Source organism: Streptomyces sp. NPDC107454, assembly GCF_055582885.1.
The window spans coordinates 370768-392875 of sequence record NZ_JBVJPA010000004.1 but is presented as its reverse complement, the minus strand read 5'-3'; the positions used below and the strand labels follow the sequence as shown (position 1 = coordinate 392875).

The following is a 22108-nucleotide window of genomic DNA, read 5'->3' as shown; positions in this document are numbered from 1 at the left end:
GACCACAGGGAATCGGTGGACGAACAATCATGCAGTCCAAGCGCGACCAGGTCCAGGCCCACGCCTTCGTCATGAGCCGGCTGACCTCCGGCATGCTGCTGGCCGACCCGGACGCCCCGGAGAGCCCGCTCGGGCGCACCACGCGCGGCGTCGTCATCGGCACCGTCATCGCCGTGGTGATCTCGGCGGGCGCCGTGGTGTACGGGCTGATCAACCCCGGGGGCAACGACTCCTGGCGCACGGCGAACGGCCTGATAGTCAACAAGGACACCGGCGCCCGCTATCTGTACGTCGACGGCCGCCTCAGGCCCGTGCGCAACTACGCCTCGGCCCTGCTGATCGGCGGCGCCGACCTCAAGACCACCGACGTGCGGACCGCCTCGCTGCGCGACACGCCCGTGGGCACCCCGGTGGGCATCCCCGGCGCCCCGGACTCCGTGCCGGACGCCGGTGACCTGGACGGCGGAGCGTGGCAGGTCTGCTCCGTAGTCGGCACCGTCCCGGACGCGGCGGGCAGCGGTGTGCCGACCGCGGTCACCACCGTGGTCGCGGGCGCCCCCACGGAGGCCTCCGGCGTGGGCAGCGACCAGGGCATCGTGGTGAGCGGCCCGGACAATGCGACGTACCTGGTGTGGCAGGGCAGCCGGCTGCGGCTGGACAAGGCCTCCGGGGCCGCCGTCTCCCTCGGCTACGGCTCGGTCACCCCGCGCCCGGTGTCCGCTGCCTTCCTCGACGCCCTGGTCTCCGGCCCCGCCCTGGCGGCGCCCTCCGTTCCCGGCCTCGGCGACAAGGGGCCCTCGCTGGGCGGGCGGAGCAGCACGGTGGGCCAGGTGTTCCAGGTGCGGGTGCCCGGCTCGAACGCGCAGTACTACCTGCTGCGGCGCGAGGGACTGGTGCCGCTCACCGACACCGGCGCCGCCCTCGTGCTCGGCGACCCGGACACCCGCAAGAAGGCGTACGGCGGAGCGGCGCCCGCCGCCGCGGTGATCGGTGCCGCCGCGCTGAAGGAACACGCCGCCCCCGGCACCGAGGGCCGCTCCCCCACCTCCGCCGGGCTGCCCGACTCCCCGCCGCGCGCGGTCGACGTGGCGGAAGGTTCCTCGGCCTGCGCCCGGGTGGAGCCCGGTGACGCGGGCACCAAGGTCACCACGGTGCTGGTGCCCGTCGCCTCCCTCGCCCCGGTCGCACAGCCGGACTCCACGAGTGTGACGGCGGCCTGTCTGCGGGTGGACGCCACCGTCGTAAGGCCGGGTCACGGCGCGCTCGTACGGGCGCTCGGTGCGGACGGTACGGCTGTGGGCGACACGACGTACCTGGTCGCGGACAACGGTGTCAAATACCGTGTGCCGTCGGCGGCGGCGCTTCAGTCCCTCGGCTACGCCGAGAGCGACGTCGAGGCGCTGCCCTCACCGCTGCTGTCCATGCTGCCCTCGGGGCCTGACCTGAGCCCGGAGACGGCCGCCGGCGGCGGCGCGGGAGCGGTGACGACACCACCGGGCTGCGCTCCGGGCAGCGCTTCGTCCGGCGGACCGAGCGTCGGCTCACTGGGCGGCAAGTTGCCTACAGGTTACGGAAGTTGAACTTCGTCACACTGAAGGAACACATTTCCCCAGCTCGTTGCTGCTTCCTCTGCGGCAACTCTAGTCTCACAAGAACCGGATCATCGGATCGATCGAGAGGCAGACCATGGCAGGCGATGGCCAGCAGTCAAGCGAACAGTCGACACGCAACGGCATCCAGGCCCTGGAGTCCGCCTTCTCCGGGATCATGAAGGCGCGCCAGGACGTGGACGGTACCCGGGCGACCCTGTCCAGCGGCTACCAGGGCAGCGACGGCAGTCAGTACGGGCAGCTCCTGCAGCAGTGGGACGACCAGGTCAACGTCATCCTGCGGAACCTGGAAGACATGGTCGACAAGCTCAACACGAGCCTCGTCGAGCACGGCAAGGCCCAGGGCTCCTCGAACGACGCGATCAACCAGGCGTACAACGCGTCCGACTCGGCCTTCCACCAGCTGACCGGCTCCTGACCCGGCCGCACATCACGTCCCCGCACCGACGACCGAGACGAGAGCACCGATGCCCGACAACCTGTCCGACGGCTTCATCTACGTCGACTACCAGCACATGGAGAACGCGGCCGACGACATGGTCCAGCAGACCAGGGCGATCGCGAACACCCTGTCATCGCTCGAAGCCGAGCTGAGCGAGCTGAAGAAGACCTGGTACGGCTCCGACGCCGAGACCTACACGCAGAAGCAGGCCGCCTGGGACGAGGCGGTCCGCAACATGGAGCAGCTGCTCACCTCGCACGCCGGCCTGCTGACGGACATCTCCGGCAACTACAAGTACAGCGAGAACTCCCTGGCGCAGATGTGGTCCGAGGTCACCATCGGCCGCTGAGCCGCCGTCCGTTCCCACACCCCGCCGTTCGCCGTCCGGCCGCCGCGCCGCGACGGCGGGCCCGGCACAGCAGCAGGACGCAGAGCAGGAGGACGCCATGGCGGACCTGACACACCTCGACTCACCCGGGCTCCAGGCGTTCGTCGACGGGGACCTGGCCGATTTCATCAGCGCGCTGGACAAGATCCGCAAGGACGACCCGGCGGGCACGCAGGCACTCAAGAGCCTTCTGGACGGCCGCAACACACCGAGCACTCTTCAGGAGAACCCGTTCCTGGCGATCGGTCTGATGGCCGGGGGCGACGACGTGCACGGCGCGAGCCTGATCTCGAAGATCAAGGACATGGCCCAGTCGGTCGACGACATCTTCGGGGCGCAGAAGACCCTGTTCAAGGACGTCGACTCGGACCTGCGGGAGACCATCAGGACGCTGCTCAAGACCCAGGGCACCAGTCTGACGTCGATCGACGGCGAGAAACTGCTCGACATCTTCTCCGACGTCGACAGCGACCTCGGCGACACGGGCGGATCGCACACGACCACCTCCTAGCCCCTGGTCCCGCCGGACTGCGTCACCTCCCATGAGTTCCGCGCTCCCGCCGGACAGCGCCGCCCATCCGTTCCCCCACCTCCGCGGAGCCACGTGCCATGCCAGCCACCAACGACGCCGACGACTACTGGGGCAAGGCCGTCACGCTCTACACCGGCTATCCCGTGCCCAGTCGCAAGACGGCCTTCGACAAGCTCAAGAGCAAGGAAGGCATTCCGCTCTTCCGCATGGACATCCAGTCCATGGACGTCCGGGCGGTCACGGCCGAGGACTACTCCGCCATCAGCGGTTGGATGAAGCACGACGGCGAGGACTACGACCTCGTCTTCTATACGGCCGGCGGGGACGGGGCGCACAGCGGGGCACAGATGCATCGGGCGCGGATCGTCCTGATCGGGGTGCCCGACGACGCCAACGGCAGGGCGCGGCTGCTCGACCCCGGTGAGATGACCTCCGGCGGCGCGTTCACCGGCCGCTACGGCGACCAGTGGGACGCCGGCCCCATGTCGCAGTACATCAGCGGGGCGAAGGCCGCGCTCGACAAACTGCTCACGGACCACACCACTCGGGGCTTCTCGTACGCCGGGGCCACCGTGCTCGACGCGGAGGCCGTCGACCTGAACTCGTTCGAGCGGACGGCCCAGGCCTTCGACCGGGCGACCAAGTTCTTCATCGACCAGGCCGCCCACCTGGAGCAGTGGGAGACGTCGCTGGGCAGCGAGCAGTCGTCGTGGAAGGGCCAGGCGGCGGGCGTCTTCTGGCATCTGGTCCACCAGTTGCACAAGAACTACGACAGCTACGTGGAACAGCTCGGCGGGGTCGACTACCACGCCGCCCACACCACGCTGAACGGCATCTCCCCCAAGTCGAAGTTCGGGGACACGCTGGCGATGGCCCAGCAGCAACTGGTCACGGAGCTCACGAACCTCCAGAACGCGTGGACGACGTGGGCCAACTCCGCGGAGCACGATCCGCACCGTTCGGTACTGGAGATGCTGGACGACCTGTCCGCCTGGGTGCTGGCCAACAACGTGCCGTACATCGAGGAGACCACCACGTACGGCGGCGAGGCGGGCAGCAGCACCAGCTATTCGACGCGTGCGGAATTCAAGGAGAACCACCCGGTCTACGGCAACCTCGACGACATCCAGTCCTGGAAAAAGCTCGGTGAAGCCGCGGTCGAGCGCTGGAACAACTATGTGAACCAGACACTGGTGCCGGTCGCCACACAATCGCTGTCCACACTCAACGGCGACTGGATCGACGCGGGCTCGGAATTCGAGGAGCCGCTGAAGACCAAGGACACCTCGTCGCTGACGGAGTTCTACCAGCAGGAACAGAACCAGCTCAACCAGGATCAGCTCAACAAGAATCAGCAGGATCTCAACAACGCCCTGAACAACAACCAGCAGAACCTCAACGACGGTCTGAACAACCTCGGCAACAATCTCAACAACCTCGGGAACAACCTCAACGACGGCCTCGGAAACATCGGCGACGGGCTGAACAACGGGCTGGGGAACATCGGCAACGGTCTCAACAACAGCCTGGGAAACGTGACCACCGGCCTCAACAACAGCCTGGGCAATATCGGCGACGGTCTCAACAACGGGCTGAGCGGCCTGAACAACCTGAGCACGAACCTCAACGGCGGTCTCAGTGGCGGCCTCGACGGCAACACCGGGCTGAACAACGGCCCGTCCGGTCTCAACACCGGGCCGGGTCCGGCGCTCTCCTCGAGTCTCAACGGCCTGGGCCTCAATTCCGCCCTCGACAACGGCGGTTCGAGCACCCTCACCAATCCGGGCGGCGGCACGACACGGCTGAACGCCGACGGCACCCTCACCACCGACTTCCCCGACGGCAGCCGGACCACGTTCAACCCGGCCACCGGCACGATGACGACGACCTCCCCGAGCGGCCAGGTCACCACCACCCGGCTCAACACGGGCGACAGCTTCACCAACCCCGACGGCTCCACGACGACGCTGAACGCCGACGGCACCCTGACCACGAAGTTCCCGGACGGCACGAGCACCACGCTGAACCCCGCCACCGGGGCCGCGACCACCACCCACCCCGACGGCTCGGTGACCACGGCCCACCTCAACACGGGCCTCGGCTCGGGCACCGACAGCCTCACCCACCATACGAACAGCGGGTCCTCCACCGATCTGAACAGCCTCAACGGCCTCAAGGGACTGGGCGGTTCCACCTCCCTGCATTCCGGCGGCCTGAACTCGGACGCGCTGAACCCGGGCTCCCCGCACTCGGGTGCGCTGAACTCCGGCGCTCTCCACTCCGGCTCCGACGGTCTCAGCGGTGACGACCTCGCCTACGACGACTACGACAGCACCCCGTTCACCGGAGGCGCTCTCGGCGCACCCGCCGGCTCCGCCCTGACGGCCGGCAGCGCCGCCGCCCAGCCCACCGGCGGCACCCCGCTGAATCCGGGCGGCCTCGGCGGGATGGGCGGCGCCGGTAACTCCTCGAGCAGCGAACGGGTCCGCAAGGTGCTGGACGAGACCGGCGGCGCGGCCCTGCGCCGCCCGACCGTCTCCCGTTCGCGGGCGGGCGGGGACGAGGAGGAAAGGGAGATGATCCTCACTCGCGGCTCCACCCCCACCAGCAGCTCCGGTTCGCCCTTCTACCCGCCGGGCGGCAGCTCGCCCGCGGCCGGCCAGGGGAACCAGTCCACGGAGAGCGGCGACCGGGAGCGGTCCAGCTGGGTGCCCGAGGACGAGGACGTCTGGGGCACCGACGAGGGTGGCGCGCCGGCGGTGATCGGCCGATGACCCGGGACGCGGCGGGCTCGGGCCGCCAGGAGCCGGTGCGGGCCCTGTCGATACAGCAGCGCCTGGCCGAGGCGATGACCGAGCTGGAGAACGTACAGGCGGGCGTGGCCAAGGCGGAGGAGGAGCTGCGGCAGGCTGCCGTCACCGTTCGGTCCAGGGACCGGGCGGTGGAGGTGACCGTGGGCCCGCAGGGCGAGCTGACCGGGCTGAAGTTCCTGGACGGCAAGTACCGCACCATGGCGGCGGCCGAACTCGCCGCCAGCGTGCTGGAGTCGGCGGAGCAGGCCCGCACTCAGATGTCCCGCCGGGTGAGGGAGACATTCGAACCCTTCACCCGGCCCAGCGCCACCGTGCCGGAACTGACCGGAGTCGACGTCGACTGGGCGAAGATCTTCGGACCCGGCGTGCTGGAGGACCCACGAGGCAGTACCGGGCGGACGAACGACCACCGGTTGCGGGACGAGATCGACGAGGACGCGGAGGACGCGAACCACCATGGCTGACGGCAACTCCTACTTCGCCGACCCCGCCCGGATCCAGGGTGGAGTCCGGCAGATCGACCAGATCAGCACCATCGCGCAGGAGATGATCCGGGACTTCGTGAACGAGGTGAACCTCACCCGGGACTGGCCGGGCACCAGCGACAGTTTCGCCAGGGAAGTCGCCCCGCAGGAGAAGAAGGAGCGCGACAGCTCGGCAGAGACCGGGCAGGCCCTGCGCGATGCCATCGTCTCCGTCGCCGACGGCACGACCGCCAACCTGAAGAACATCCTGACCACTCAGGGCGGAAACCTGGACGCCATCCATGAGTCGTCCGGCGGCGGGCACACCGGCGGAAGGCACTGAGCCTCCATGGCGATCGAGGCCTCGCCCCAGCTCAACAACCTCCTGTTCGTCCTCATCGGCGAAAGGCTGCTGCAGGCGAACGAGGATCAGGCGTACGCCAGCCATCTGCCGTACAAGCAGCTGAGCAAGCGAGTGCTGGAACTGTCCGACGTCATCGAGCAATCGGTCGTCGGAACGGGCAGGGCGCTGCCGCCCCAGGTGGGCAACAACTACGTACGGGCCATGAACCTGTTCGTGAACGACGGTGGCACGAACTACCTCAAGGATTTCGCCGACCAGCTCGACGAGATCGCCGAGGGGCGCGCCCAGACGTCGATGAACATCACCGAGTCCAAATGGCAGATCATCGCCGAGCTGATCCGGCTGCTCATCGAACTCGCCATCATTCTCGTGATGTCCATCTTCAGCGGTGGCTCGTCGGCGGGCGAGGCCGCCGTGGCCAGGGCCCGCAGCCGCGTGGTGATCCTGACGGTCATGGACACACTGCTGAAGCGGACGCATCTGATGCCGACGCTGAGCGAGGCGTTCGAAGAGGCGTTCATGACCTTCGCGGTCCGGCTCGCCATGATGGTCGCGGGCCCCGACGGCCGCCGTCCCAAAGGATTCGACTGGGCCCAGATCGCCCAGGACGGCGCTTTCGGCGCCTTCGCCTCCCTGTTCCACGGAGCTTTCTCCCACTTTGGGGACGCTCTGGGCAAGTTCTTCAAGAACGACTTCAAGAACAGCCCCTTCGGCAAGGACTTCGCCAACGACATCGCGCCGAAGACGGTCAGGAACGACATCAGCGACATCGCGGGCAACAACTCCCGCTTCTCGCCGGACCACATCGTGCGCGACCTGGGCCGGGACAGCCGGGACTTCGTCACCGAAGGCGGGTCCGAGTCGCTCGCCGAGTTCCTGGGCAGCGGTCTGTTCACCGGCAACTGGTCGACGAGCTGGGACACGTTCCTCGGCGCGGGCATCAGCGGCAAGATCGAGAACACGCTGAGCGAGGGGGCGGCCGGCACCGGGAACTGGGCGAGGAACACGTTCGGGCTCAACACCCCTACGGTGAGCCTCGACTCGGGCGGGGACCGGAACACGGCGCGCGAGGGCTCGGACGGGCTCGGGGGCGGTGGGCGGAGCGCGTCGGGAACAGGCGGCACGTCAGCAACAGGCGGTACGTCAGTAGCAGGCGACACATCGGGAACAGGCGGCACATCGGTTCCGAGTACCTCTGGCTCCGGTGGTTCCAGTAGTTCCGGCGGCACTCGTACGCGTTCGCTGCCCGACTCCGACTCCAGCCCCATCCCCAACCCCAACTCCGAGGGCTCATCCGTCACCCCGCCCCCCGTACGCACCAGCACGGCCGGCACAGGCACAGGCAGCCGGAGCGAGACGGAGAGTCCCACCACCGACGTCCTCACGGAGGGCGGGAGCACACCGACACCGGCACCGACGCACACACAGCCGCAGGCACAGATCCATGCTCCGGCCCAGACCCGGCCCCCGGCCGAACACGACACCTGGCAGCGGCTGTTCGACTCTCCGCACGCCTCGCCCGTCGAGCATCAGGCGCTGCTCGACGAGATCGCTGAGCACCGCGGCGGGTCCGTACCGTCGCCGGAGGAACTCGACACGCGCCGCATGGTGCACGACCATCTCGCCTCGCTGCCGGGGGTGACGGTCGTCGTGGACGATGCCGCGAACTTCGGTCACCAGGCCGCGGCCACCATGCTGATGGACTCGCTCCATGAGCTGGGCTACCCGGGGCACATCACGGTGATCGCGCCGGAGAGCGTGCAGGACCGGCTCAGGCTGCTGGTCCCGGACGCGATGAACCAGCGGATCGACTGGCAGACGGGCACGTTCGACTCGGGTTCCCCGCAGCCCGCCTCCGCCGGCACGGGCCACGCGGACTCCCTGGTCCTGGTGGCGGCGAGCGACCGCCTCGACCCCGACCCGGAGACGGCCAAGAACTTCCTGGACTTCGTCGGGTCCGACCGGGCGGTCGTGCTGAAGCCGTACGCCTGGGACGGTTCCCACCGTCTGCTCTACACCCGGTCCGGACCCGACTCCCCGGTCACGGTCCACGACTGGGAGAACGACGGCACGGACACCCCGCCGATCCCCGGCAGCGCCCTGTACCGCTTCCACGTCCCGACGTTGACCGGGCCCGAGCTGGACGCCCTGATCACCACCCAGGTCGGTGGCGCGCGCGGCGAGGGTCTCGGGGCCCTGGCGAACGCGGTCCGCGACGGCCGGGCCGATCTGATGCCGGTCTACGGTCTGCACAACGTGGCCGCCCCGGGCCGTGCCTCCGCCGTGGGCGCGCTGGCCGGCGGGGTGCACGAGGCGGGGCTCGGCAAGCCCTCGGTGGTGCTGACGCTCGGCGACGCCACCGTGCCCTTCGCTCCCCGGCACACCGCGGACTGGCTGGTCCACGCCGACCTGGACGATCCGGACCTGGCGGCCAGGATCGCCGGTCTGGGCCCGGACCAGGTGCTGGTCGTGAACGGCGGACGGCTGCCGCAGGACGTGTTCCGGCAGGTGTACCAACTCGGTTCGCTGCCCGCCGTTCTGGAGGGCGCCAACACCAGCAATCTGGTACAGCTCCTCGGCCGGCCCTTCATCTCCGTACTGACCCACCACACGCCGTACGACCGGCTCGACCCCGACGCCGCCGACCGGCTCCAGGGCGTCACCGACGCCGTCGTCCGCGAGAGCGAGTGGGGCGCCCGTCTGGAGGACTCCCCCGGGTGGCAGGAACTCCAGGCGGCCGATACCGCAGCATCGGTGCTGCGCTCGCTCCCCGCGCAGGACGGTGGCCGGCTCCTGACGCAGGACGAGATGCAGCGCCTCACCGACGTGCTGCCGACGGAAAGCATCACCGACATCCTCGGGGACGACGACACCGTCCGACGGATGGTGGACTACGACCCGAACGACATGCGGCAGTTCAAGCAGCAGATGCGGAATCCGGCCGAAGTCGTCGTCACCACCGACCAGGTCGCACGGCTGGGGGACGCGGTCCACGGCTACCGCGCCGAGCAGGAGGCCGTCGTACGGAACGCGACGAGCGGATACTCGGTGGCTCCGCGGCCGGAACAGACCGAGGTCATCGGGGCCGCGATCAGGGACTCGCTGGACGAGGGGGCCGGGCTCCACGCCTACTTCCAAGGGCTGGCCGCCCAGGCCCGGGACCCACGCAACGACCAGGTGCTCCAAGCCCTGAACCTCGTCTACTCCGGCGCGCACACCCCCCTCTCCACCACCCCTCCGACACCCGTGCACACCGTCTCCCGCGATCCGAAACCGGCACCGGCACCGGCACCGGCACCCGAGGTCACCCCGCAGGAGGCCGACGCACCGAGCCCGGTCCGTACGCTCTCGGCCCCCGTGAACGGCGCGCCGCAATCCCCGGACTCGGAGCCCACGTTCGGCGTCGTCACCGAGTCCGGCGCCGGATCGCACTCCAGCGACGACGAGGGCGAGAACGAGGACGAGACCTGGTACGACGCGGAGACCGGGCCCGACCCCTCGCGGTCGGCCGACCGGCGGCCCTGGCTGGTGTCGTCCGACCGCTGGCTGCTGGTCGACAAGGTGGACCTCGCGTCCGGCGAACCGGAACCGGACCCCACGACGGGCGAACCGGCGAAGGAGTTCCGGCGGATCCCCTACGAGCCCTCGACGCGGGTCTTCCGCGAGGTGAACGGCACCCGGGTCGGGCTCACCCCCCTCGGTGTCCGGGACTGGCTGACCGAGTCGGGGATCCACGTGCCGCCGGGATTCGTACGTGAGGCCGTGGAGGCCTACCTGTACCGCGGAACCCGCGACGGTGCGGAAGTCGTCTACCGCCCGGACGACGCGGCGCGACTGCTGGCGGATCTGCGGGCCGCCGCGCACGCGGAACTCCAGGCCGGCCAGGACCAGGTGCTCGACGCCGTCGTCGAGACCGCCGAGCTGATCACCGACAAGTACCCGCCGGACCGCTACTTCTACCTGGGTCTGGGCCGTAGCCCCGCCGCTGTCGTCGCGGCCCTCCAGGCGTCGGGGCACCAGGCCGAGTCCGTGCCGCTGTCCGACTTCCGTCCCGGCCCGGGGGACGCCTGGTCGGTGCTCCACGACGCGTTCGCCACCGGGCCCGACAAACCGCCGCTGACCGAGGACCAGCGCCGCATGCTCTTCGAGCACTTCGACGAGTTCGTACGACCACATGTCGGCCGCGGCAAGGACATCCTGCTCATCGACTACACCCAGACCGGCCTCTCGCTCTTCGCGGCCCAGCACCACCTCGGGCAGTACTTGGCCGAGCGCGGCACGGGCGCCCCGGTCAAGGCCCTCGCGATGCACCAGGACATCGACACGGCAACCCTCGGCAAGACCATCGACGCGGTCAGGACCCCGCGCAACCCGCTGCGCCATCCGCTCGACTGGTACTTCAACACGGACCGACGTGTCGAGTGGGGCCGTAACACCGACACCTTCCCCCTCGGTCACGACAGCGCGCTCGCGGACAACGGTCCGGTGCTCGGGCAGGCGTTCAAGCAGGAGGCGTTCGACGAGCTCGCGGAGCACGGGTCGTACAAGCTGCTCCAGAAGACGCCGCAGGAGTTCGGGTCCGACCGCCCCCGGCGCCGGCACGCCCAGGACGCGACCGGCTACCAGGCGCTGAAGGACCTGATCAGGACCCGTCTCGCCGCGAGGGACGGAACCGCCGGAACCGGCGAAGACGACCGGAGCGACTCCGTCGCCGATGTCGTCGCCGAGTCCGGGCCGCCGGCCCCGGTCGCCCCGCCCACCCGTCTCGTGCCCCGGCCCGTGAACTCCGTAGGGCCCCTGAGCTCCGTGAACCCCGTGAGCTCCGGCGGCGCCGGACCCTCCGTACGCACGCTGGAGGACCGTACGGTGCCGGACACCGAGCTGCGTCGGCTCACGTTGACGGGCAGCGACGGCCGGCCGGTTGGCCAGGCGTCCTACACCTCCAAGGACTGGGCGCGGCGCGAGGGGCGCATGCCGGCGGTGCTCACCGGCGCGACCTACTCCGACCACCGTTCCGACAAGGCCTCCCTCGTCGGCTCCCCGCACGCCCTGCCCTGGCACAACGGGAACGCCACCTTCTTCGCCGGGCACGGCACCGCGACCCGCGTCACCCTGGCCCTGTCCGACGGCACGACCGTGCAGGTCACGGGCAAGGAGCTGGCCCGTCATCTGGAGCGCGGGCTGGATCTCGGCCCCAAGGACCGGCCCATCGTGCTCTATTCCTGCGCGACCGGCCGCCCGCCCGAGCACGGCGGTCTGCCGGTCGCGCAGCACGTGGCCAACCTGACCGGGCGGGTCGTCCACGCCCCGAGCACCGAGGCCGGCACGGCCGTCGACAGCGCGGGCCGAGTGCGGCCGATCCTCTATCTGGACTCCGACGGCACACCGGGCGCCTGGGCGGCCTTCACTCCCGAACCGGCCGATGAGGCCCTGGACGACCTGGCCCGTGGCGCAGGGCTGCACGACGGCCCCGGGCCCGCGGACCCCTGGGCACGGACGCGTACCCTCCAGCTCGTACGGACCCTGCGCGGAGCCTTCGGGACCGGCATCGAGGACTCCGCCGACCACCCCGCGCTGCTGCGCGGTCTGGCGGCGCTGGACGCGCTGCGCTTCAACGTCGGCCCCGACGGATCCGCCGCCCGCCACAGGGACGGCCGGATGACCCCCGACCTGTTGCGCCGCATCGCCCGCGAGGTGCTGGGGCTGCCGGACACGGCGACGCCGGAACCCGCCCACCTCTCTGCCGTCCTGGCCGCCGCGGGCACGGCCCGTGACGCCGACCCGGGCACTTCGCCGGACCAGCTGTCCGTGTCCCCCTCTCCGGCCACAGTCCCCGCCGCCCCTACCCCCCGGTCCTCCAGGGAGAGTTCACCGGTCGCGGACGCCGTCCTGGACGGTGGCGCGAACGGGTCACCGGAGGCGACCGCGGACCGCCCGGTGACCGAGCGGATCCCCCCGGGCGACGGCCGGCCCGGGCTCGACGTGCTGAACGTGACCGGTGACGGCGACTGCTTCTTCACCTCCGTGCTGGCGAGCGCCGCCCGTCAGCACCCGGTGTCCGCCGTACGCATCATGACGGTCCGTCAGCTCCGAGATCACGCGGCGGACTGGTTCGCCGGCTCCGGCCTGCGGGACGCGGAGCCCCTGCGGATGGATCCGCTGGACGTCCTCGTGGGAGACCTTGACACCGACACGCTGCGCCATGTCCTGGGCGGGGTGGCGCTGCCCGCCCTCACACCCGGGCAGCGGGCCCGTGTCGACGGCGCCCCCGCGGCGCAGCGGGCCCGGTTCGCCGACCAGCACCACAGCGACCTCCTCCGCACCCGGCTCGTCGCCGAGTTGCACGGGAACGACACGGCGGCGCGGGAGCACTGGCAGCGGCTCCTGGCCACCGTCTACCCGCGCTGGGCGCAGGCGGCCCCGTCCCTCTCCGAGATCGCCGGAGCCACGACCGGAGACCTGGTCGAGCGTGCGATCCGCGACGTACGGCTCTGGGCGACGCCGTTCTTCGACCGTGCGCTGCCCGTGATCGCCCGGAGCACCGGGCTCGACGTGGTCGTGGTCCAGAACGGCCTGCCGGACCATCATCTGGCCGAGGGTGCCGTCGGCCCGGTGTACGTCCACTACAACGGCACCGACCACTACTCGGCCGTGGCACTCACCGCCGCTCCGGACGGACCGCCCACGACGCCCCCGGCGCCCCCGGCATCCCCGAAGAAGAAGGTCCACTTCGCACCCGACAGCAAGGACGGCACGGACTCCGGCTCCGGCTCCGGCTCCGGCTCCGGCTCCGGGACCGAACACGGCCAGAAGGGCGCGAAGCCCACGATCGACAAGCCCGCGGCCGAAAAGCCCAAGACCGACAAGCCCAAACCGGCCTTCTTCCGAATCGACTCCGAGCTCGACACCCACCGTCCGCCCCGCCTGGACCGCTCCATGCTGCCGCCGCCCCGCACCGGTCGCCCGGTGGTCTTCAGCGACGGCAGCCGGCTCCCCACGTATCTGACGGGCGACGGCAATGACGAGACGGCGGCGGGCAGCTACGGCCAGGCCCGGGTCACCCTGCGCGGTACCGATCAGGTCGTGGCGGAGATCGGCGGGCGAACGGGCCTCGGCGAGGCGGCCGAGCCCGGTGCGGGCGAGGCCCTCGCCGACCTGGAGCGGGCGCTGCGCGAGACTCCCTGGGCCTTCCATGGCGACGGCTACGAGTCCCCTCCGTTCCGGGACGCCAAGGGGCGGGTCAGGGTACTGCGGGTCACCACCCGTCCGCACGGCAACTGGGAGCGGTTCACCGACGGCTACGGCGCCCCCTTCAAGTTCGACGGGGTCCAGCGCAGCCAGGTCACCACGGGCGCGACCAAGACCCTGAGCACCTCCGTGCGGATCGCCCCGGGCTTCGCCATCGGACCGCCCACCACGGGCGCGCTCGCCGCTTACGGACGCGTCGGCGGCGTCCTCGGCTACCACCGCTCGTACGACTACGGCATGCAGGACCAGACCCTCAGCCAGGTCGAGACCCGGATGGGCGACGGCTCCCATCTGCACCTGGACGACGTCCAGTACGAGGTGTACGTCTCCGGCCCGCGGACCGGCGTCACCCGCTCCGGGCTGGCACCGGCGTTCCTCACCGGCGAGAGCCACTTCACCTTCGGGGTACGCGGTGGTCTGTCCGTGCGTCTGTCGGACGGGGAGACCTCGCCCACAGGAGCCGGGCGCGTACCGCGGACCATGAACCTCGGGCCGTCGTCCGACTACCGCCTGGTGCACACCGAGGGCTACGGACCGGTCAAGGAGATCCGCGACTGGGCCCTGAGCCGGGTCGGCGCGGAACCCGGCGCCGCCGCCTACGAGGAGATCGCCGGCTTCTTCACCACCGAGAACTTCCACCGCGTGGCCGACCGACTCGCCCGGGACAAGGTCACCACCCGTCAGTTGCTCGGCGAGGACCCGGAACGTTCGTCGCGGGGCGCCTTCGTGGTGGAGCGGGTGGTTCCTGGCAAGGCCGTCCTGCTGACCGAGTCCGCCGCGGCGGAGATGCGCAACACGGTCCAGCGGGCGGTGCGCAACGAACGCTCCCTGGCCAAGTCGTACACCCAGGAGATCAACGCCGGAGTGGGCCCCAGTGTCACCTTCGGCGACTTCTTCGGGGTACGCGCCGGGCTGCGGGCCATGGCGGGCCTTGCGGGCCGGTACTTCCGTACGACGACGCACGGCAGCGTCTTCGGCGGCACCGCCAGCCGCAAGATCGTGGGCCAGGCCAAGAAGGTACCCACCGACCTGTACCTGGTCGCCAAGACGGTCCATGTGCGCAAGACCGGCGACGCCCGGGCCACGGCGTTCACCACCTGGAGCCTGGACCGGATGACGCGCACCGAGGCGCGCCGCCAAGCCGGTTGGGACGACGGCACGGCCCTGCGCCGCCGCAACGGCAACGAGCCCTTCGCCCCGGTCTACCTGACCAAGGACGACCCGGCGGTGCTCGGCATGAGCAGGCCCGAAGCCTTCGTCCACGACGACGGTGAGGCGGTCCATGGTGATCCGGGCCGCACGGACGGGAACGGCGCGGCTCACGGCGCCGACGGTCCCGAGCGCACCCTGCTGGACACCTTCACCGACCAGGTCATCCGGGCCGCCGCCCGTGAGTACCCCGGTATGGTCGCCCCGCTGGAGGACTTCGGCGATCCGTCCGACCCTCGCTGGCACAACACCGAGCACTACCGGATGGCGCTCCAGAACACCCTGAACGTCATCAACACCCTGTCCCACCACAGCATGACGGGCGACCTCGAGGCGCTCGTCACGACCGGCCTGCGGATCGGCCTGGTCGTCCCCGGGCGCTTCACCCGCACCTACCGCTGGATCTGGATCGACGGCCGGCTGACCGACCGGCGCTACGAGGGCACCCAGAACGACCTGATCGTGCGTTCCAGCGCCCCGGGCACCGAGCGCCTGGACGGACAGCAGAACGTCGTACGCGGTTACGAGGCCGGAGCGGACGTCTCCGTGTCGGTGCGGGACTCCGGCAAGGACGGCATCGGTCTGCCCCCGAACATCGGCACGGTCGCGGTCGGGCCCCGGTGGGGACGGCAGACGGGCCGCAGGACCGGTTACGGCGCCACGGTGTCCTTCGAGTCGCTCAGCATCGGCGCCTCTCCGTCTCATCTGCACAGCTACCGGCTGGAGTTGTCCGCCCAGAGCGGCGGCTACTGGCGCTTCCGCAACCTGTGGCGGGGCATCGCCTCCCTCGGTCTGCTGGGCACCCACCACTTCGTACGGCGGGAACCGCAGACGTACCTCGTCGGCGGCACCGCCGGCCGTCCGGTGACCGGCCGGGTGGTGCTCGCCGTCCCCGCCGAGCACACGCCCACCACCGACCCGCACACCGGATCCGGCGCCCGTACCCCGGCCCGTGTGGAGCGGCTGGACCCGGCCCGGGCCAAGGCCCTGGCGACGGGCGACGTACGGGGCAGTGCCGCGGAGCACGGACCGAACCCCTTCGGCGACCATCCTCACTACCCGCTCGGTGTAGGTGCTCACGCCGAGCTGGGCGAGGCCGCCGAGGAGGTCATGAGGGACGCCTCGGGCGGCTCCTGGCACTTCGCCGAGACCGGCGCCCCCGCGCACGACGCCATGCTGCGGGCGTTCCAGCCGCAGTACCTGACGGCCGGCTCCGACCAGTCGTCCGGGCCGGCCGGCTCGCGGATCACCGGGCTGTTCGGCAAGGGGCCGTACCTGAACCGGCTGGGCGCGCTCGCTCATCGCATGCGCGTGACCAATCCCCGGGTCGTCTCCAAGCCCACCAAGATCGAGACGGAACAGACGCTCGGCAGCGATCTGCAGGCTTCCGGAGCGGTCACCACCACCCAGACCTTCAGCGTCACCCGTAGCGGGGCCTTCCTCCACACCCACCCCGTCGGCCCCTCGGCCGCCGGCTCGTACGGCGTCGTCAGCCGCAAGGGACGGCTGCGATCGCGGACGCACAACGTCAACCGCACCGTCACCGCCGACATCAACCCCGTCGACGAGAGCCACAAGGTGCTCGTGGTCGGGGACACCCAGCACGACATCGCCGGGGCGGTGCACGCCGACGGGTTGCTCTCCCCGCTGCACTCCCTGGTCACCTGGACACGTGATCGCTGGTCGGGACGGCGGCTGACCTTCGCTGCCGACTGGCTCGGGCATCTCTCGGAGAAGACCGCCCACCGCGTCGGACTCCTCAGGGACCGGATGGGCGATGTACCCCGGTACGCCGCCAAGGCCTGGAGCCAGCCCCGGTGGCTGCGCGACAACCCCTTCGGGTCGTACCCGGTGAACTCCCTGGACACCACCGAGGTACTCGCCGACTTCGACCGCGAGCTGCGCGGTCTTGGCATCGACGACGCGAGCCGCGATCGCGTGCACTCCCTGGTCACCCCGCGCGCCGTGCGCGCCCTGCGGGAGCAGCTCACCTCGACCGGCGCGGCAACCCGTACCCGCGTCGGCGGACCCGGGTGGCGCAGCGTCCGCGTCGGCGGGCGAACCGCCGCGCTGAAGGTGGAACTCGTCGCGGACGAGCCGCAGTTCGACGGCCTGGGCCACAGCGCGGTCCTCAAGGACGGCAGGCATGCCACCGAGACCAACGAGGACACCGTGGTCAGCGGCCGCAGCAAGGCCCTGGGCGTGAACGTCGGCGAGGCGGTGCGCACCGGCGACCCTGTCGCCCGCGCCGCCGGACCGACGTACGGCGAGGTCGGGTCCAGTACCCAGCAGACGACGAGCAGTCGCTCCACGGCGCGGTGGCGGTCGAACATCTTCTACGCCAACGAGCCGTACGCCGAGTACCTGACCGGGTACACCCTGCGGCTCACCCTCGACCTGGGGGGCGACCGTGTCGTCCGCGCGGAGGGCCCGGTGGGCCGACTGCGCGAGCAGTTGCCGCTGAGCCTCAGCGTCCCGGAGACCGGGACGGCCACCGAAGGCCCCCTCGCCACACCCGAGTTGAGCGTGCCGGCCCCGTCCGTCACTGTCTGGGCTCCGGGTGGCGACACTCTGAAGGCCAAGGGGGAAGCGCTGCGGAAGGCCATCGACGAGTGGCGGACGGTCCCTCGGCCTGACGGTGCGGGCAAGCCGTTCCGGAAGCCTCCGGTCGGGTTCGACGTGCGCCGGATCGTCGGCCTCACGGGCCTGCACGCCGCAGGTGATCTGGCCATCGCCAGAGCGTACGGCGCATCGGCCGGACCCTCGTCCGGACAGCGACGAGACCTTTCCGGAGACGATCTGGACAAGGCGCTGCGGCAGGCCCGCCGGACCCCGCTGACCAGGCCGGGAACGGCATCCGCGCTGGCACTGCACGACGGTACGGGCAACGCCTCGCTGGCCGCCTTCTTCGGCGACAGCACGACCGACGACGGCTTCCAGGTCGCGGGGCTGACCGAGGACAGTTTCGTCGGCGGCGCGCAGGGCGAGTACCGGCTCTACTCCCGGCCGGACTTCACCGGGGCCCAGCTGCTGGCGGTGGCTCCGGACGCCACCATGGAGAGCGCCGAACGGGACACCGTCGGAGGCGACACCTCCGTCGCCCGCAGCGGCGCGCACGACCCGGCGCTGGGCGGTGGCCCGCTGCTGGCCACCGGCGCGGCCGGCACCGCGGCCCTGGCCGCCTCCGGTTCCGAAGCCACGGCCGCCGAGACCGACGCGGCCAGGCTGGGTGGCGCCGAGGGCGCGCAGATCACCCTCAAGCCGAAGACCGGCCGCGCGTTCCTCTTCGCCATACCGACCAGCTGGGTCGGAGTGGCCGAGGTGGAACGGAGCTTCAAGGACAGCCGGGCCGGCGCCTGGCTCGGGGAACACCTGGGGCCGTTCGGCCACGTCAAGCCCGGTCCGCAGGCGGTGGAGGCCGAGACCCGGGTCATCGCCTGGGTCCGCGAGGACGTCGCCCGGGATCTGGGTCTCGTCTCGGACGACACCTTCCCGTCGCGGGTGGCCGACGCCTGGGGGAAGGTCACGAAGGCGAGCGGCGCCTGGGTCGCCGCCGACAACGCGTACTGGAAGCAGCGCCGCGCGATGCCCGACGCGCGCGACCGGTACCAGCGACTGAAGCGTGAACTGACGGCCGCGAAAGGCGAGTTGTCGAACACCCCGGACGCGGAGGGCGCCCGGCGTCGCGTGCGTGAGGTGACCTCAGGGCTCAAGGCGGCCCGGCGCGAGCTGCACCAGAGGTGGACCGCTCTCCGGGAAGGCCTGGCCGAGGCGAACGCCGCCGCCGCCGAGTTCCACCGCGTCCGCGCGGAGACCGACCGGCTCACCCGCTGGCACCGGCTGCCGGCCGAGCGCCGCGCCGGAGTGGCCGAGCCGGCACCGGTCGCCTTCGACCCGCCGCCCGCGAAGAGCAAGCACCGCCCGGCCCGCTACACCGCCGGTTCCGGCACGCTCGTCGCACCCTCCGGCGAGACCTACACGCTCCGGGACGTGCCCACCGACGGCGACGCCTTCTACCACGCCCTCGCCGAAGGCCTGCACCACGCCGACCCCGATCTCCTGGCCGCCCAAATACCGGTGACGGAACGTCAGGCGTTGATCACAGGCATGCGTGAGCTGCTCGCCGACCGGCTGCGCGACCAGGGCAACGCAGACCTGCTGGCCTTCACGGCGCCCGACACCGCGGACGCCTTCGGCGCGGCCGATCTGCTCGACTCCGGTGTCGCCTTCGACGAGGGCACGCCCGAGCGCCGGGAGTACGAGGACACGGGCCACATACCGCTGCACGCCGTGCTGCCCGACGACCAGCGCGGCGGACTCGCGGCGACGCAGCTGCGCCGGTCAGGCGCCGCGAAGGACGAGGCCGGATGGGATCACGGCGCCGCCGACGTCCTCCCGGCGCTGGCCGCCCGTACCTTCGGCGTACGGGTGTCCGTGGTGGGCGGCGACGGGACCTCCCAGGAGTTCGCACCCCTGGACGTGAAGGGGCCGGAGTCCGTTCCCCCGGACGCGAGGGGGCCGGGTGAGGACGGTGCCGACGGCCTCCCGCACATCGTCCTGCACCTGAAGGACCGCCACTTCCAACTGGCGGTCCCGGATGCGGGCGGCCCGGCACCCGACGACCGGCCGCCGCTGCCCGCCCCGGCCGGACCCCAGCCGCATCCCGTCGACGAGTCGCCCGCGCCGGAACCCGAGCAGGACGAGCAGGCCGCCGCCGCGACCCTGCGCCCCGCGCACCGGCAGGTGCCGTGGACCGACACACCCTCGGCCGCCGGCACGGGGCGCTACGGCATCATCGCCGCCGATGCCACGCTCACGGCTCCGGACGGCACCGTCCACGTACTGGTCGAGCCGTCGGGCGACGGCAACGGCTTCTGGTCCGCGCTCGCCTCCGCCCTCCACCCCGACCGCGGACGCGATCCGGTCGCCCTGGTCCAGGGCAGACCGCTCCCGTCGTCCGCGCGGCTGGACCGCCGCTCCCCGTTCACCCACGCCGAGCTGGAGCGGGCCGGGGTCACCCTCGGCTCCGCGCAGGCCGAGGAGTTCCGCCGTGACGGCGGTCGGCTGCCCGACGGCGTACGGCTGACCGCGGGCCAAGAGCGCACGCTGATCCGTACGCAGCTGCACACCCCGCGGCACTGGGACGACGGCAGCGCACGGGCCGCGGCCGAACTCGCCGCCACCGCCCACCGCGCCACCATCGTCCTCGTCTCCGAGGACGGCACCTTCCAGACCCATGCCCCCGCCGAGGCGGTGGACGGGCGGACGGTCACGCTGTACCGGCGCGGCGCGGAGTACCTGCTGGCACGCCCCAAGACCCCGCAGACGCCGACGACCCTGAAAGCCCCTCAGAGCCCGGAGACCCCGGAGAGCCCGAAGACGTCGGAGACCTCGGTGGCTTCGGTGGCCGAGGAGCCGACCAGTCAGCCTCTGACCGAGAACGGCGACCAGGACACCGGCGCCGACGCCGTCCCCGACGCCGACGCCGACGCCGACCCCGTCTCCGTCTCCGACGACCTCACCGAAGCCGACCTGACCGACGCCGTCAGAGAGCGGCTCAACGCCCCCGCGCTCCTGGACACCCCCGTCACCCGCGAGGACGTGGACGGCCTGGACAGCGACGCCGGGGCCGCGATCGCCTGGAACCTGGTCCCCTCCATGCCACTGCGCGAGGCCGGCCTCGACGATCTGAACCGGGCCCGCATGGTGCTGCGCAGACCGGATCTCGACCCCGAGCTGGCGGCGGTGCTCGGCAGACGTCTCGCAGACGCGGAGCCGGATCCGGCGCGGGTGCTGTGGCAGCCGGGATACGCCACCGGCGACCAGTTCGGCATCGCCGCCGCACTCATCGCCGACGAGAACCTGCACGTGGCCGTGATCACCGGAATTCCGGGCCGGGAACAGCAGGACAAGGGCCCGGCCGTGCACGCGTTCTACCTCGAGAGCGGCATTCCGGCCCGTCGCGTCCACCTCGTCCCCCTCGGCAACGACAAACCGCAGAAGGCGGCCGAGGCCAAGGCAGCCGAGATCCTCGGCCGCAAGCTCACCGCGAAGGAGCGGAAGACCCTCGTGATCCCGGTGGGCTCCGGAACGACATGGATCGGCAGGAACTTCGGCGTCGAGGTCCGCCGCAAGGTGCGCGGCGCGTGGCGACTGGACGACGCGGGCTTCCCCGTCCCGGCCCGTACCGCGGTCGGGAACTGGCTCGCCGGGCGCGACATCCATCCGTCACGCGAGCGGGACACGGTCATCCTGTGGTCGCGCTTCAGCGGCAAGAAGGGGGACGTGCACGTCGAGCACGACACCGGCTACCAGGGGATTCGCCAGATCCTGACCCGGCTGCGGGAAGAGGGCGACAGGACGGGGCGGCGCCCGCTCGTCGTCATCGCGGGCGACGCCCACGCCGACCCGGGGCACGCACACAAGTACCCGGACATGGTACGAGAGTTGCGGGCGGAGGGCCTGGACGTCCACGACCTGACAAACTTCTGGGTCAACGACAAGGCAGGGACGACGAGTTGGGGTGGCGACAGCCGTACCGGCCAGATGCGCCTTTACGAGTACCTGCGCCGCGACAGCCGTGCCTCCCGCCATCTCGGGTTCCGCAGCGGCAACCTCGAGGCCTTGGCACTGGCCGGGCACAGCGTCCGCTACATGGAGGAGCCGGGCAGCGAGGGCGGCGAACGGATGGAGAAGTGGCACGCCGCCCAGAACTCCCTGCACACCGCGACCGGCGGGCTGGCCCCGGGCTACGAGCGCCTGCCGGTGACCGCACCGCCGACGCGGTCGGGCAAGTTCCTGGTCGGCCTGAGGACGCAGGACGGCGGCCACAACCCCGCCCCGGACCTCAAGCGCCCGCCCTGGGTGTACGGCGCGCCCGCGAGCCGCGCGGAGAAGCCCGCCGAACTCCGGGCGAAAGCGAAGGGTTTCGCGGTGGAGGACCTCGACCGGATCATCCGCTATCTACTGGGCCCGGAATCCGGCTCGGCCGGCTCGGCGAAGGAGCCCCGGTGATGCCCCCGTGGCCCGGCTCGGCGG

General features: G+C 71.2%; 8 protein-coding genes. All 8 read left to right on the top strand.

Annotation, left to right across the window (positions count from 1 at the left end):
• Positions 1-29 precede the first annotated feature (29 nt).
• Positions 30-1580: a type VII secretion protein EccB gene (gene eccB, locus ACZ69M_RS11965; RefSeq protein WP_470049005.1), complete on the top strand. Its 1551-nt coding sequence runs from the start codon at positions 30-32 to the stop codon at positions 1578-1580.
• Positions 1581-1686: 106 nt separating this feature from the next.
• Complete coding sequence (locus ACZ69M_RS11960) at positions 1687-2028, top strand: WXG100 family type VII secretion target (RefSeq protein ID WP_351296535.1); 342 nt, start codon at positions 1687-1689, stop codon at positions 2026-2028.
• Between the two features lie 49 nt (positions 2029-2077).
• Positions 2078-2401, top strand: coding sequence for a WXG100 family type VII secretion target (locus tag ACZ69M_RS11955; RefSeq protein ID WP_351296532.1), 324 nt, complete (start codon positions 2078-2080; stop codon positions 2399-2401).
• Positions 2402-2498: 97 nt separating this feature from the next.
• Complete coding sequence (locus ACZ69M_RS11950) at positions 2499-2951, top strand: type VII secretion system-associated protein (protein WP_470049002.1); 453 nt, start codon at positions 2499-2501, stop codon at positions 2949-2951.
• A gap of 98 nt (positions 2952-3049) precedes the next feature.
• A complete protein-coding gene (locus ACZ69M_RS11945; protein ID WP_470049000.1) occupies positions 3050-5746 on the top strand; it encodes an AAWKG family protein in 2697 nt (898 codons plus the stop codon).
• Positions 5743-6249 (top strand): YbaB/EbfC family nucleoid-associated protein, encoded by a 507-nt coding sequence (locus tag ACZ69M_RS11940; RefSeq protein ID WP_470048998.1) that lies wholly within the window; start codon positions 5743-5745, stop codon positions 6247-6249. The genes ACZ69M_RS11945 and ACZ69M_RS11940 overlap by 4 nt, the downstream gene beginning before the upstream one ends.
• On the top strand, positions 6242-6592 hold the full coding sequence (locus ACZ69M_RS11935) for a hypothetical protein (RefSeq protein WP_470048996.1): 351 nt from the start codon (positions 6242-6244) through the stop codon (positions 6590-6592). The genes ACZ69M_RS11940 and ACZ69M_RS11935 overlap by 8 nt, the downstream gene beginning before the upstream one ends.
• Before the next feature lie 6 nt (positions 6593-6598).
• Positions 6599-22084 carry a hypothetical protein gene (locus tag ACZ69M_RS11930; RefSeq protein ID WP_470048994.1) on the top strand — a complete coding sequence of 5162 codons (15486 nt, stop codon included), beginning with the start codon at positions 6599-6601 and terminating at the stop codon, positions 22082-22084.
• Positions 22085-22108 lie beyond the last annotated feature (24 nt).

Coding starts and splice junctions, on each gene's coding strand:
- ACZ69M_RS11935 (WP_470048996.1), top strand. CDS start 6,242: ATGGCTGACGGCAACTCCTACTTCGCCGACCCCGCCCGGATCCAGGGT.
- ACZ69M_RS11940 (WP_470048998.1), top strand. CDS start 5,743: ATGACCCGGGACGCGGCGGGCTCGGGCCGCCAGGAGCCGGTGCGGGCC.
- eccB (WP_470049005.1), top strand. CDS start 30: ATGCAGTCCAAGCGCGACCAGGTCCAGGCCCACGCCTTCGTCATGAGC.
- ACZ69M_RS11930 (WP_470048994.1), top strand. CDS start 6,599: ATGGCGATCGAGGCCTCGCCCCAGCTCAACAACCTCCTGTTCGTCCTC.
- ACZ69M_RS11945 (WP_470049000.1), top strand. CDS start 3,050: ATGCCAGCCACCAACGACGCCGACGACTACTGGGGCAAGGCCGTCACG.
- ACZ69M_RS11950 (WP_470049002.1), top strand. CDS start 2,499: ATGGCGGACCTGACACACCTCGACTCACCCGGGCTCCAGGCGTTCGTC.
- ACZ69M_RS11955 (WP_351296532.1), top strand. CDS start 2,078: ATGCCCGACAACCTGTCCGACGGCTTCATCTACGTCGACTACCAGCAC.
- ACZ69M_RS11960 (WP_351296535.1), top strand. CDS start 1,687: ATGGCAGGCGATGGCCAGCAGTCAAGCGAACAGTCGACACGCAACGGC.